This is a genomic window from Rhizobium sp. WYJ-E13 (genome assembly GCF_018987265.1).
Classification (GTDB): Bacteria; Pseudomonadota; Alphaproteobacteria; order Rhizobiales; family Rhizobiaceae; genus Rhizobium.
This window is the reverse complement of the sequence record NZ_CP076853.1, coordinates 1,541,548-1,553,446: the sequence shown is the minus strand read 5'-3', so window position 1 is coordinate 1,553,446 and position 11,899 is coordinate 1,541,548. Positions and strand designations below refer to the sequence as shown.

15 protein-coding genes and 1 pseudogene are annotated in these 11,899 nt (G+C 60.0%); 10 read left to right on the top strand and 6 right to left on the bottom strand.

What is annotated here, in order from left to right; genetic code table 11:
- The first annotated feature begins 109 nt into the window (after window positions 1-109).
- Window positions 110-1,228, top strand: coding sequence for an anhydro-N-acetylmuramic acid kinase (locus tag KQ933_RS07815; RefSeq protein ID WP_216758154.1), 1,119 nt, complete (start codon window positions 110-112; stop codon window positions 1,226-1,228).
- Between the two features lie 19 nt (window positions 1,229-1,247).
- Here the strand turns inward: KQ933_RS07815 and KQ933_RS07810 are convergent, their stop codons facing one another.
- Genes KQ933_RS07810 through KQ933_RS07800 form a run of 3 tightly spaced genes read right to left on the bottom strand, consistent with a single transcriptional unit; the run spans window position 1,248 to window position 2,558 of the window.
- Window positions 1,248-1,454 carry a hypothetical protein gene (locus KQ933_RS07810; RefSeq protein ID WP_216758153.1) on the bottom strand — a complete coding sequence of 69 codons (207 nt, stop codon included), beginning with the start codon at window positions 1,452-1,454 and terminating at the stop codon, window positions 1,248-1,250.
- Window positions 1,451-1,864 (bottom strand): putative toxin-antitoxin system toxin component, PIN family, encoded by a 414-nt coding sequence (locus tag KQ933_RS07805; RefSeq protein ID WP_253958285.1) that lies wholly within the window; start codon window positions 1,862-1,864, stop codon window positions 1,451-1,453. The genes KQ933_RS07810 and KQ933_RS07805 overlap by 4 nt, the downstream gene beginning before the upstream one ends.
- A 16-nt stretch (window positions 1,865-1,880) precedes the next feature.
- The gene (locus tag KQ933_RS07800) at window positions 1,881-2,558 is read right to left on the bottom strand and encodes an alpha/beta hydrolase (RefSeq protein ID WP_025668882.1); all 678 of its coding nucleotides are present in this window, start codon (window positions 2,556-2,558) and stop codon (window positions 1,881-1,883) included.
- A 216-nt stretch (window positions 2,559-2,774) separates the two neighbouring features.
- Between KQ933_RS07800 and KQ933_RS07795 the strand changes: the two genes are divergently transcribed.
- The 9 genes from KQ933_RS07795 to KQ933_RS07755 all read left to right on the top strand — a co-directional run bounded on the left by KQ933_RS07795 (window position 2,775) and on the right by KQ933_RS07755 (window position 10,767).
- Window positions 2,775-3,941, top strand: coding sequence for a cysteine desulfurase family protein (locus KQ933_RS07795; RefSeq protein WP_216758149.1), 1,167 nt, complete (start codon window positions 2,775-2,777; stop codon window positions 3,939-3,941).
- Window positions 3,942-4,085: 144 nt separating this feature from the next.
- Window positions 4,086-5,555 carry a Fe-S cluster assembly protein SufB gene (sufB, locus tag KQ933_RS07790; RefSeq protein ID WP_216758148.1) on the top strand — a complete coding sequence of 490 codons (1,470 nt, stop codon included), beginning with the start codon at window positions 4,086-4,088 and terminating at the stop codon, window positions 5,553-5,555.
- Window position 5,556: 1 nt separating this feature from the next.
- On the top strand, window positions 5,557-5,760 hold the full coding sequence (locus KQ933_RS07785) for a hypothetical protein (RefSeq protein ID WP_216758147.1): 204 nt from the start codon (window positions 5,557-5,559) through the stop codon (window positions 5,758-5,760).
- Between the two features lie 117 nt (window positions 5,761-5,877).
- A complete protein-coding gene (sufC, locus tag KQ933_RS07780; protein ID WP_216758146.1) occupies window positions 5,878-6,633 on the top strand; it encodes a Fe-S cluster assembly ATPase SufC in 756 nt (251 codons plus the stop codon).
- 23 nt (window positions 6,634-6,656) lie between these two features.
- Window positions 6,657-7,931: a Fe-S cluster assembly protein SufD gene (gene sufD / locus KQ933_RS07775; protein ID WP_216758144.1), complete on the top strand. Its 1,275-nt coding sequence runs from the start codon at window positions 6,657-6,659 to the stop codon at window positions 7,929-7,931.
- 12 nt (window positions 7,932-7,943) lie between these two features.
- Complete coding sequence (locus KQ933_RS07770; RefSeq protein ID WP_216758142.1) at window positions 7,944-9,185, top strand: cysteine desulfurase; 1,242 nt, start codon at window positions 7,944-7,946, stop codon at window positions 9,183-9,185.
- A 10-nt stretch (window positions 9,186-9,195) separates the two neighbouring features.
- A complete protein-coding gene (locus tag KQ933_RS07765) occupies window positions 9,196-9,570 on the top strand; it encodes an SUF system Fe-S cluster assembly protein (RefSeq protein WP_216758140.1) in 375 nt (124 codons plus the stop codon).
- Between the two features lie 77 nt (window positions 9,571-9,647).
- Window positions 9,648-10,043: a Fe-S cluster assembly scaffold SufA gene (sufA, locus tag KQ933_RS07760; RefSeq protein WP_183804701.1), complete on the top strand. Its 396-nt coding sequence runs from the start codon at window positions 9,648-9,650 to the stop codon at window positions 10,041-10,043.
- A 103-nt stretch (window positions 10,044-10,146) separates the two neighbouring features.
- Complete coding sequence (locus KQ933_RS07755; protein WP_183804703.1) at window positions 10,147-10,767, top strand: LysE family translocator; 621 nt, start codon at window positions 10,147-10,149, stop codon at window positions 10,765-10,767.
- 33 nt (window positions 10,768-10,800) lie between these two features.
- Here KQ933_RS07755 and KQ933_RS07750 read toward each other — a convergent pair whose 3' ends face one another.
- The 3 genes and pseudogenes from KQ933_RS07750 to KQ933_RS07740 all read right to left on the bottom strand — a co-directional run bounded on the left by KQ933_RS07750 (window position 10,801) and on the right by KQ933_RS07740 (window position 11,841).
- Entirely contained in the window at window positions 10,801-11,106 is a 306-nt protein-coding gene (locus KQ933_RS07750) for a flagellar basal body protein (protein ID WP_216758139.1), read from the bottom strand.
- A gap of 124 nt (window positions 11,107-11,230) precedes the next feature.
- Window positions 11,231-11,374: pseudogene (locus KQ933_RS33805) on the bottom strand (TetR family transcriptional regulator); the annotation flags it as partial.
- 221 nt (window positions 11,375-11,595) lie between these two features.
- Window positions 11,596-11,841, bottom strand: a complete 246-nt coding sequence (locus KQ933_RS07740; RefSeq protein ID WP_216758837.1) for a DUF982 domain-containing protein — start codon at window positions 11,839-11,841, stop codon at window positions 11,596-11,598.
- Window positions 11,842-11,899: the final 58 nt, after the last annotated feature.

Here is an 11,899-nt window from a genome sequence, read left to right as displayed (position 1 = left end):
TTGAACGTCGAACGTGAATTGGGATTGACGCTTGTTGAACCGTCGCGGCGCGTTTAGCACTGTTTTTCCAAAAGTGCATCCGGGAATCGCATGAAAGGCGCGCGGCGCAATGGATATCGTCAGGACTGCGATCGGCTTGATGAGCGGCACCTCGATGGACGGCATCGATGTGGCGTTGCTCAGGACAGACGGGCGAGGCTTCATCGAGCGCGGACCGTTCCTGGGCGCGGCCTATGACCGCGGTTTTCGCGAGAGGCTGAAGCGCGCGCTGGACCTGGCGCGGCCGCTGACCGATCGCAGTGCACGACCGGACGAATTGCGCGACATCGAGATAGAACTCACTGAGCGTCATGCAGATGCCGTTGCGGCATTTCTCGTTAAATTCGGCCTGGATAAGGACGAAATCGACGTGCTCGGCTTTCACGGCCAAACCGTGCTGCACCGGCCGGACGATGCGCTGACGATCCAGATCGGTGACGGGCAGCTTCTGGCCGAACGCACAGGCATTCCTGTCGTCTATGATATGCGCGCCAACGACATGGCGCATGGCGGGCAGGGCGCGCCGCTGGTGCCGGCCTATCACGCTGCGCTTGCTGGTCGCTTCCAGAAGGACGGGCAGACAGTCTGCTTCGTCAATATCGGCGGCATTTCGAACCTCACCTATATCGGCGCGGAAGGCCGCATCGCCGCCTTCGACAGCGGCCCCGGCAATACGCTGATCGATCAGTGGGTGGAGATGCAGACCGGCAAGACCTATGATCCGGGGGGCGAGATCGCCGGGCACGGGCAGGTGGTGCCTGACATCGCCGCCCGCTATCTCGGCAGCCCGTTCTTCCAAGGCAATATCCGCCGTTCGCTCGACCGCGGCGATTTCAAGCCGCTTGCGAATGGTGAAGCGAGCCTTGAGGATGGGGCGCGCACGCTTGCGCATGTCGCTGCGGCCTCGATCCTCAAATCGGCCGGCTATCTGCCCGAGAGCCCCTCAGTCTACATCGTCTGCGGTGGCGGGCGGCTGAACGGGGCGATCATGGCGGAGTTTGCCGATATGGCCGGGAAGAGCGCTTCCAGCGTGATGAGTGCCGAACAGGCGGGCTTCGATGGCGATGCGATGGAGGCGGAGGCCTGGGCTTATCTCGCCGTACGCTCGCTGGAGGGCCTGCCGCTGACCTATCCCGGCACGACGGGTGTCAGCCAGCCGATGACCGGTGGCATTCTGGCGAGACCATGAAATGCTGAGAATCTTTTATTTAACGCTTTAGAAGCTCAAGAGCTTCCTTTTCTCGGCCGCGACCACGCTCAGCCATTTCCTGATAGAGTTTGATCGCTTCGAATTGCTGAACCAGATCTTTGGCCATGTTCTCCAGCAATGTTTCGCTTCGCAGCCCTTTTTCGGTTGCGATAAATTCAATCTTCTCGCGAATGCTTTCGGAAAGTTCGATTGTTATTGCGCTCATTGCTGCAACCTTTCCATAAAACGCTCGGGCGTCTCCACGACCAAATGCGGAAACTTGAGTTCCGACCTGGAAAAGTCCCGTATGTTCGATGTGACTATAATATGCGCGTTCGCCGCGATTGCCAATTCGACAAGGTGATTGTCGCCTTCATCGACAAGGTTCGGCCGCCATTTGAAATGCAGAATGCTCAACCTGCACTTGGAAACAAACACATCGAGCAGAAACATTCGCTCATTTGCGTTCAACCGGGCCGCACGGAAAATCTCATCGCGGCCGATAACATCGCGATATTCCAGCAGCAGCGGCCCGGAAATGTAGGGAACAACGCGATCTTCGAGACAAGCTTCTATAACGCGTGAGGCCGCCCCGCGGCCGATACAAGCGCTTATCAAAACGTTCGTATCCACCACGAGACGTATCAAGAAATCACCTGATGCGCTTGGCTGCCGGTTCCGGCACGAGTTCGCCATTGAGGCGGCGATCAAGGTAATCCTCGCACTCGGCCATCAGCGTGTCGACCTGACCGTTGAAGAAGTGGTTGGCGCCCGGCACCGTGCGATGGGTGATGAGGATGCCCTTCTGTGTCTTCAGCTTCTCGACGAGGCCGTTAACGTCCTTTTCGGGCGCCACCTTGTCTGCCTCGCCGTTGATGATCAGGCCGGAAGAGGGGCAAGGCGCCAGGAACGAGAAGTCATAGGTGTTCGGCTGCGGGGCAATCGACATGAAGCCTTCGATTTCCGGGCGGCGCATCAGAAGCTGCATGCCGATCCAGGAGCCGAAGGAGTAACCGGCGACCCAACAGGTCTTCGAATCGGGATGCAGGCTCTGCACCCAGTCGAGCGCAGAAGCCGCGTCCGAAAGCTCGCCCGCACCATGGTCGAATTCGCCCTGACTGCGGCCGATGCCCCGGAAATTGAAGCGCAGTGTTGTAAAACCGCGCTTCTGGAACATGTAGAAGAGCTGGTAGACGATCTGGTTGTTCATCGTGCCACCAAACTGCGGATGCGGGTGCAGAATGACGGCGATCGGTGCGCTCTTTTCCTTGGAGGGCTGGTAGCGGCCTTCAAGACGGCCGGCAGGGCCGTTGAAAATGACTTCGGGCATCGGTACTCCGGGTTTTATTTCGCGTTCACGCCACGTTTGGCGACAACATGACTTGACGACGGTTGTCAGCTTTTCTAAAACGCAGTTTAGAACAATTCGAAACTTGCATGGCAATCCACGCAGCGTGGAACGTGTCATAAGGCAAGCCCGGCGGAAATTTCAAGAAAAATGCGCCGCCACGCCAAAGCAAGCTCGTCAAGCGCAGGACCGAAGACAATGGCGCCGCCACGCCTTTATCTCGATTGGAACGCAACATCGCCGATGCACCCTGCCGCGCGTGACGCGGTCATGCGCGCCGTGGACGTCTTCGGCAATCCCAATTCCGTGCACGGCGAGGGCCGCGCCGCCCGTGCCGCCATCGAGGGCGCGCGCCGCAAAGTCGCGTTGCTGACGGGCACCGATCCGGCCAATGTGATCTTTACGAGCGGCGCGACCGAAGCGGCCAATATGATGTTGACGCCTGATTTCAGTATGGGTCGCACGCCGCTGAAGCTCGGCCGCCTCTACCATTCCGCCGTCGAGCATCTGGCAGTGCGCGAGGGTGGACGTTTCCCGAAGGACAGGACGACCGAGATCCCGGTGACCGATGCCGGCATTGTCGACCTCACCGCGCTCTCAGCACTTCTCGACGCCCACGACAAGTCGACGGGCCTGCCGATGGTGGCGATCATGTTCGTCAACAACGAGACCGGCATCGTCCAGCCGGTCGAAGAGGCCGGCAGGATCGTGCGTGCTCATGGCGGACTCTTCGTGGTCGATGCCGTGCAGGCGGCCGGCCGGCTGCCGATCGATATCGGGCGGATCGGCGCCGATTTCATGATCATTTCCTCCCACAAGATCGGTGGACCGAAAGGAGCGGGCGCGTTGATCGCCCGAGGCGAGGCTTTGATGCCGAAAGCGCTGATCCGCGGTGGCGGGCAGGAGAAGGGTCACCGCTCGGGGACACAGAATTCGCTGGCGCTGATCGGCTTCGGGGCAGCTGCTGAAGCCGTGCTGCAGAATCTTGAGGAGCGCAATGCTGCGATTGCGGTCCTGCGCGATCGGCTGGAAGCCGGCATGCGCGCTGCGGCGCCCGATGTCATCATTCATGGGGCAGGCGGCCCGCGCGTCGCCAACACCATCTTCTTCACGCTTCCCTGCCTGAAGGCGGAGACCGGGCAGATCGCCTTCGATCTCGAAGGCGTGGCCCTTTCGGCGGGTTCGGCCTGCTCTTCCGGCAGGGTCGGCGAAAGCCATGTACTGACGGCAATGGGTCGCGATCCCAAGCTCGGGGCGCTGCGCATGTCGCTCGGCTTTTCGACGACGGAAGAAGACGTGGATCGGGCGATTGCCGCATTTACGAAAATTGCCGCCCGCCGAAAGCTGGCGGGCGAGGCGGCCTGAACGCCTCACAAACTTGCGGAAACGCAAATTTCCACTTGCCATCAGGGCTGAAAAGTCCCTTTTGGCCACTTATATCAGGGGCAAAAGAAAATTGCCCGCACGACAAGCTGCCGGACCTTTTCTCCGGCGAGATTGGAGAACGACATGGCTGCAGTCCAGGAAACAGTCGATCGCGTCCGTCAGATCGACGTGGACCAGTATAAATACGGTTTTGAAACCGTCATCGAAATGGACAAGGCACCCAAGGGCCTTTCCGAAGACATCATCCGCCTGATCTCTGCCAAGAAGCAGGAGCCGGAATGGATGCTCGAATGGCGCCTGGAAGCCTACAAGCGCTGGCAGACGTTGGACGAGCCCACATGGGCGCGCGTCGACTATCCGAAGATCGATTTCAACGCGATCCACTATTACGCGGCGCCGAAGAGCACGCCGGGTCCGAAATCGCTTGATGAGGTCGACCCTGAAATCCTCAAGGTCTATGAGAAGCTCGGCATTCCGCTGAAGGAACAGGAGATCCTCGCCGGCGTCGAGAAGCCGAAGATTGCCGTCGATGCGGTGTTCGATTCGGTTTCCGTCGTGACGACCTTCAAGGAAGAGCTGAAGAAGGCCGGCGTGATCTTCATGTCGATCTCGGAAGCCATCCGCGAGCATCCCGATCTCGTGCGCAAGTATCTCGGCTCCGTCGTTCCGACGACCGACAACTATTATGCGACGCTGAACTCGGCTGTCTTCACCGACGGCTCCTTCGTCTTCGTGCCGAAGGGTGTGCGGTGCCCGATGGAGCTTTCCACCTATTTCCGCATCAACGAGAAGAATACCGGCCAGTTCGAGCGCACGCTGATCATCGCCGAGGAAGGCGCTTATGTCTCCTATCTCGAGGGCTGCACCGCACCGCAGCGCGATGAAAACCAGTTGCACGCGGCCGTGGTCGAGCTCGTCGCGCTCGACGATGCCGAGATCAAGTATTCGACGGTCCAGAACTGGTATCCGGGCGACAAGGACGGCAAGGGCGGCATCTACAACTTCGTCACCAAGCGTGGCGATTGCCGCGGCGACCGTTCGAAGATCTCCTGGACGCAGGTCGAGACCGGTTCGGCGATTACCTGGAAGTATCCGTCCTGCATCCTGCGCGGCGATGACTCCAGAGGCGAGTTCTACTCGATCGCCGTTTCCAACGGCCATCAGCAGATCGACAGCGGCACCAAGATGATCCATCTTGGCAAGAACACGTCGAGCCGCATCGTCTCCAAGGGTATTGCCGCCGGTGTTTCCAACAACACCTATCGCGGCCAGGTTTCGGCCCACCGCAAGGCGTCGAACGCGCGCAACTTCACGCAGTGCGACTCGCTGCTGATCGGCGACAAGTGCGGCGCCCATACGGTGCCCTACATCGAGGCAAAGAATTCGACGGCGCAGTTCGAACACGAGGCAACCACCTCGAAGATCTCGGAAGACCAGTTGTTCTACTGCCTGCAACGCGGCATCCCGACCGAGGCGGCGATCGCGCTGATCGTCAACGGCTTCGTCAAGGAGGTCCTGCAGGAGCTGCCGATGGAATTCGCCGTCGAGGCGCAGAAGCTGATCAGCATCTCGCTCGAAGGCTCGGTCGGCTGATATGAGCGAGGCGGACAAGAAGCGAATTCTTGAACGTCTGGCTGACATGCGCGGGGAGGTATTGGCGAAAATTCGCCCCCGCGAACAGGAATACAAGACAGAAAAGCCGCCGGAGCAGCCCTATGTGTTTCTCCGGCAGCGCGTGGAAAAACCGGGAGAGGCCATTCTGGCTATCCCGGTTATGTCGAATGGCTTCGGCTCGTAGCGAGCGCGGTTTTCGCCGCAATTTGCTTCTGGCGATAGCGCCGAGCGCCACAGGTAACGCCCTTACGAATTACGCGAGGCTCTGAGTGAGCTGCGCAGAGAAACGCAGGAACCAAAGATGCTTGAAATCAAGAACCTTCATGCCCGCATCGCCGAAGATGGCACCGAGATTATCCGTGGTTTGAACCTGACGGTGAAAGCCGGGGAAGTTGCCGCCATCATGGGGCCGAACGGCTCTGGCAAGTCGACGCTCTCCTATGTGCTGTCCGGTCGTGAAGACTATGAAGTGACCGAGGGCGACATCCTCTATAATGGCGAGAGCATTCTTGAGCTCGATCCGGCTGAGCGCGCCGCCAAGGGCGTCTTCCTCGCCTTCCAGTACCCGGTCGAAATTCCGGGAGTTGCCACCATGCAGTTCCTGAAGGTAGCGATGAACGAGCAGCGCAAGGCGCGCGGCGAAGATGAGCTGACGACGCCGGATTTCATGCGCCGGGTCAAGGACGCTGCCGGCAAGCTGCAGATCAATACCGAGATGCTGAAGCGCCCGCTGAACGTCGGCTTCTCCGGTGGTGAGAAGAAGCGCGCCGAGATCCTGCAGATGGCGCTGCTTGAGCCGAAGCTTTGCGTGCTCGACGAAACCGACTCCGGCCTCGACATCGACGCGCTGAAGATCGTTGCCGACGGCGTCAACGCGCTGCGTTCGCCTGACCGCGCCGTCATCGTCATCACCCACTACCAGCGCCTGCTCGATTACATCGTGCCGGACACTGTCCACGTTCTCTATAAGGGCCAGGTGATCAAGTCCGGCGACAAGACGCTGGCCCATGAGCTGGAAGCCAACGGTTACGCCGACATCATCGGCGCCGCAGCCTGAGCGTGGCGGAAAGGACGACGTCCATGAACATGCAAACGACGAGCCGCCTGACTGCGGCCGAATCGGCGCTGATCGAAGCGTTCAATCAGCAGATCGGCGAACTGCCAGGCAATGGTGCAGTGACTGCGCTGCGCGACCGGCTGCTCGACGACCTCAAGAAGGAAGGTCTGCCGACGCGCCGCATCGAGGCCTGGCACTATACGGACCTGAAGAACCTGCTGCGCAGCGTTCCGGCTCAGGCAGGCGATGCCGGCTCTGAAGCGCTGGAGCCGCTGGTCGACGGCTCTCCGGTTCTTGCCGTTATCCAGGGCAAGGCCGCCAACAAGGCCTCAGTCGGCGATCTCGCGGTTTCCGTTTATTCCGAAAAGCTGACCGATGGTTCGGCTGTCGAAGGACTCGACGCGCTTGGCCGTGACGATGCAATCGGCCGCATCAATGGCAGCTTCGTCAAGGACGGCTATGTGATCGATGTGCTTGATGGTACCGAGCTCGAAGAGCCGCTGGAAATCCAGTTCGTGCATGCCGGCGGCGATATTCATACCCGCCTGCCGGTCAGCTTCGGCGCAAACGTGAAGGGCGTCGTGATCGAGCGTCACCGCTCGGTGACTGACGATGCCGCACTCGTGTCGCATGTCAGCGACATCACGGTCGGACAGGGCACGGAGCTGACCTGGATCATCGTGCAGCAGCAGGGCACAGAGGACACGCATCTCGGCCAGATCCGCATCGATCTCGGCGCTGACACCAAACTGAAGCTCTTCGTCATCAATGCCGGCGGCAAGCTGGTGCGCCAAGAGCTGAATATCAAGGTGACGGGCGAGGGCGCCGATCTGACGCTGCGCGGCATCAATCTGCTCGGCGCGGACACGCATACCGACGTGACGATGGTGCTTGGCCACGATGTGCCGCACACCGGCTCGACGGAGGTGATCCGCAACGTGGTCTTCGACCGCGCCAAGGGCGTCTTCCAGGGCATGATCCGGGTTGCGCCCGATGCCCAGAAGACCGATGCCAAGATGGCCTGCAACACGCTGCTGATGTCCGACGATGCCGAGTTTTCGGTCAAGCCCGAGCTCGAGATCTTCGCCGACGACGTGCAGTGCGGCCATGGTGCCACGGTTGCCGATATCGACCACAACCATCTCTACTACCTGATGGCTCGCGGTATTCCGGAGAACAAGGCACGCGCCATGCTCGTCAATGCCTTCGTTGCCGAGATCGTCGAGGAACTGGAAGACGAAGCCTTGGTCGAGGCGCTGGAAGGCGTCATCTCGGCCTGGCTGGAAAAGCACGCCTGATCGGAAAGCGCCATGGACAAGATCGTACCGGCAACCGCCTATGATGTCGAAGCCATCCGCAGGGATTTCCCGATCCTTGCGGAGAAGGTGCATGGCAAGCCGCTGGTCTATCTGGACAACGGTGCTTCCGCCCAGAAGCCGCAGGCGGTGATCGACTCTATCTCGCATGCCTACAGCCATGAATATGCCAATGTGCATCGCGGCCTTCACTACCTCTCCAATGCGGCGACGGAAGCCTATGAAGCGTCGCGCGAAAAGGTGCGCCGCTTCCTGAACGCGCCTTCGGTAAACGAGATCGTCTTCACCAAGAACTCGACCGAGGCGATCAACACCGTCGCCTACGGCTGGGGCATGCCGAACATTGGCGAGGGCGACGAGATCGTGCTGACGATCATGGAGCACCACTCCAACATCGTGCCATGGCATTTCATTCGGGAGAGGCAGGGCGCCAAGCTCCTCTGGGTGCCTGTCGATGACGAGGGCGCTTTCCATATCGAGGATTTCGAAAAGAGCCTGACCGACAGGACCAAGCTCGTCGCGATCACCCATATGTCGAATGCGCTCGGCACGATCGTTCCGGTCAAGGAAGTCTGCCGCATCGCTCATGAGCGCGGCATTCCCGTGCTGATCGACGGTTCGCAGGGCGCCGTGCATCTGCCGGTCGACGTGCGGGATATCGATTGCGACTGGTATGTCATGACGGGCCACAAGCTCTATGGCCCCTCTGGCATCGGCGTGCTCTACGGCAAGAAGGACCGGCTGAAGGAGATGCGGCCGTTCCAGGGGGGCGGCGAGATGATCTTCGAGGTGAGCGAGGACATCGTCACCTACAACGATCCGCCGCACCGTTTCGAGGCCGGTACGCCGCCGATCGTGCAGGCGATCGGGCTCGGCTATGCGCTCGACTATATGGAAAAGATCGGCCGCGAGAATATCGCAGCCCATGAGGCAGATCTGACTGTTTATGCCGAAGAGCGGCTCAAGGCGATTAATTCGCTACGCATCTTCGGCAATGCGCCAGGCAAGGGCGCGATCTTCTCCTTCGAGCTTGCGGGCATCCATGCCCATGACGTCTCGATGGTGATCGACCGCCAGGGTGTTGCCGTTCGCGCCGGCACGCATTGCGCCATGCCGCTCTTGAAACGCTTCGGCGTGACCTCCACATGCCGGGCATCCTTCGGCATGTATAATACCCGCGCCGAAGTGGATGCGCTGGCCGATGCGCTCGACTATGCGCGCAAGTTCTTTGCTTGAGGAAGAAGCCATGAGTCTGGATGAAGAGAAGATCGACGTGCGCGAAGGCATCGTGCATTCCAGCATTCCCGAGGCGGAACTGGCGCGGCTCAGCGACGACGTGATCGGCGCTCTCAAGACCGTCTACGACCCGGAAATTCCGGCTGATATCTTCGAGCTCGGCCTCGTTTACAAGATCGATATCGAAGACGACCGCATGGTCAAGATCGTCATGACGCTAACCGCGCCTGGCTGCCCAGTTGCCGGCGAGATGCCGGGCTGGGTGGAAAACGCTGTCGGCGCCGTCGAAGGCGTTTCGGGTGTCGAGGTTTCCATGACCTTCGATCCGCCGTGGACGCCGGACCGGATGTCCGAAGAGGCGCAGGTCGCGGTTGGCTGGTATTGATCCATTAAGGTGATCGCCTTACATTTGAATCACGAAGCACCGGATCTTGACCCCGGTTGTGGAAGGAGAAAGAGCCCATGGGCTTTGCAGTGATGAGCATGACGACAGCTGCCGCGGACCGCGTGAAGGCGATCGTCGAAAATGGCGGACCGGATGCCAAGGGCATTCGCGTCGGCATCAAGAAGGGCGGCTGCGCCGGGATGGAATATACCATCGACATGGTGACCGAGCCCAATGCCAAGGACGACCTGATCGAGCGCGATGGTGCTAAAGTCTGGATCGAGCCGTCGGCCGTTCTCTATCTGCTCGGCACCGAACTCGGCTTTGAAACCACCACGCTGCGCTCTGGTTTTACCTTCACCAATCCGAACCAGACATCGGCCTGCGGCTGCGGCGAATCCGTCGAACTGAAACCCGCTGATCTCGCAGCTCTTGCCGCACGCGGCGATGCAGTAGTTCCCGCACAGCATTAAGCATTTTTCCGTTGAATTTGCCTGATGGCCGCCATAATTGGCGGCCTTTTGATTTAGACGAGCCTGTCCGAGACCGACAAGCGACCAAGAAGAAAAGCGGACAATGCTCTTTCTGTTCCTGAAAGGCGCCCTCCTGGGTGTCATCATCACCGCGCCGCTCGGGCCGATCGGAACGCTCTGCATCAACAGAAGCATCGAGAAAGGTTTCTGGTACGGCTTTTCCGGCGGGCTCGGGACTGCCCTCGGTGACGCGAGCTACGCGCTGGTCGCTGTCGCCGGGCTTGCGGTCTTCTCCGAGACCATGTCGATGGCCACCATTCCCTTGGCGCTCGGCGGCGGGCTGATGCTGCTCTGGCTCGGCTTTCGGGGACTGGAGAACAGAGGGAAGGTAAAGGCGGCGAAGATCGACGCGGCCGACTTCCTGCACACGACCATTTCGACCTTCCTGCTGACCATTTCCAATCCGGCGACGATCCTTTCCTTCGGCGCGCTGTTTGCCGGCCTGGGCCTGACCGAGGAAACACGCCGCTTCAGTTCGGCTGCCATCGTCTCGGGCGTCTTCCTCGGATCGCTATTGTGGTGGTTCTGCCTCAGCGGTGCCGTCAGCCTTGCAAGGGACCGGCTCTCGGCCGATTTCACGGCCAAAGTCGGCCGCGCGACGAGCTATATGCTGCTCGCCTTCGGTGCCGTAGCGCTGGGTTCGGTAGCCTATTCGATCGTTTAAAGAATTGTCTGCCTGAAAAGGGGCAAGTGCGCTTTAGTCACGCTTGATGCTCATCAGCACGTCCCATAGATCGGCACCGGTCTCGAAGACCGCAGCATTCGCCTTGTAGCTCTGTTCAGTCTCGATGAGATCGGTGAGCTCAGTCGCAAAATCCACACCCTGATCCGTCTCGGCAACGCTTGCCGTAACGCCCGAAGGTTCGACGGACTGGAAACTGGTGTTCAGCCGGCCGTAGCCCGGTGTGCTCGCATTGGCGACGTTGTCGGCGATTGCGCCAGCGCGCGTCGTCTGCGCCAGCATTCCCGAAAGAGCCGTATGCGTGATTGCAGAAATGCTCATCGACCGTTTCCCTGTTTCCGGACAACAAGCGTTTTACCGGCAAGGGTTTAGGGAATACTGAACGGCTTCGGTTAGCGAAAGGCGAGGGAATCTGAGACGACTGTATCGAGATGGCACGCAGGCTTCAGGGACCGGCTCCCATACCTGCAATCAGGATATCGATGAGCTGCCGTGCCGCTACCCGCCAAGCGGGGCCGGTGCTGATGCTCGCGTCGCCGGCAAGCGCACGCAAAAGGTCGAGCGTGTCCATCTTCAGGCGGATCTCGCCGGCTACCGTGGTGATAGAGGAGAAGAGCGCCCGGTACAGGGGCAGGCAACCCTTCTCCCTGCTGGTTTTGCAATAGCCAGCAACGATAATTACGCAGCAAACCGAAAATGGTTCACCGATCCCAATGACGACCCCGAAAAAGTCTGCCGGCGTTCTTTCATCGTCTGGAATGCATAGCCGCGCATCATCCATCCATGCGGCTCTTTACCGACTGGCTCCATTCAGCTCTTGATATCGAGACCCGCTTCGACTGCGGCGGCGATGAACGCCTTGCGCGCGTCCTCACCGTTGCGCTTGCCCTTGATGACGTCGGCGCAGATCAGCAGCGCCTGGTCGAGTGCGGCTCCATCCTCCGTCGGCCAGTCCTCGATCATCGCCCAGGACGCGGACTGAGTGGTATCGATGCTCATATATTTGCCGGGCTCTTCGAGGGCGATGAGCACAGGCTTCGACCAGGGCGCCTGCATTCTTGCTTCGCTTTGATCCTGGGGCATTTGGTGTGACCTTTCTTCGCGTATTCTCTAT

Excerpts from the sequence above, each read along its gene's own strand:
- sufB (WP_216758148.1), top strand. The coding sequence starts at position 4,086 with ATGGCTGCAGTCCAGGAAACAGTCGATCGCGTCCGTCAGATCGACGTG.
- KQ933_RS07800 (WP_025668882.1), bottom strand. The coding sequence starts at position 2,558 with ATGCCCGAAGTCATTTTCAACGGCCCTGCCGGCCGTCTTGAAGGCCGC.
- KQ933_RS07765 (WP_216758140.1), top strand. The coding sequence starts at position 9,196 with ATGAGTCTGGATGAAGAGAAGATCGACGTGCGCGAAGGCATCGTGCAT.
- KQ933_RS07810 (WP_216758153.1), bottom strand. The coding sequence starts at position 1,454 with ATGAGCGCAATAACAATCGAACTTTCCGAAAGCATTCGCGAGAAGATT.
- KQ933_RS07740 (WP_216758837.1), bottom strand. The coding sequence starts at position 11,841 with ATGCAGGCGCCCTGGTCGAAGCCTGTGCTCATCGCCCTCGAAGAGCCC.
- KQ933_RS07815 (WP_216758154.1), top strand. The coding sequence starts at position 110 with ATGGATATCGTCAGGACTGCGATCGGCTTGATGAGCGGCACCTCGATG.
- KQ933_RS07795 (WP_216758149.1), top strand. The coding sequence starts at position 2,775 with ATGGCGCCGCCACGCCTTTATCTCGATTGGAACGCAACATCGCCGATG.
- sufA (WP_183804701.1), top strand. The coding sequence starts at position 9,648 with ATGGGCTTTGCAGTGATGAGCATGACGACAGCTGCCGCGGACCGCGTG.
- KQ933_RS07770 (WP_216758142.1), top strand. The coding sequence starts at position 7,944 with ATGGACAAGATCGTACCGGCAACCGCCTATGATGTCGAAGCCATCCGC.
- KQ933_RS07755 (WP_183804703.1), top strand. The coding sequence starts at position 10,147 with ATGCTCTTTCTGTTCCTGAAAGGCGCCCTCCTGGGTGTCATCATCACC.
- KQ933_RS07785 (WP_216758147.1), top strand. The coding sequence starts at position 5,557 with ATGAGCGAGGCGGACAAGAAGCGAATTCTTGAACGTCTGGCTGACATG.
- sufC (WP_216758146.1), top strand. The coding sequence starts at position 5,878 with ATGCTTGAAATCAAGAACCTTCATGCCCGCATCGCCGAAGATGGCACC.
- sufD (WP_216758144.1), top strand. The coding sequence starts at position 6,657 with ATGAACATGCAAACGACGAGCCGCCTGACTGCGGCCGAATCGGCGCTG.
- KQ933_RS07750 (WP_216758139.1), bottom strand. The coding sequence starts at position 11,106 with ATGAGCATTTCTGCAATCACGCATACGGCTCTTTCGGGAATGCTGGCG.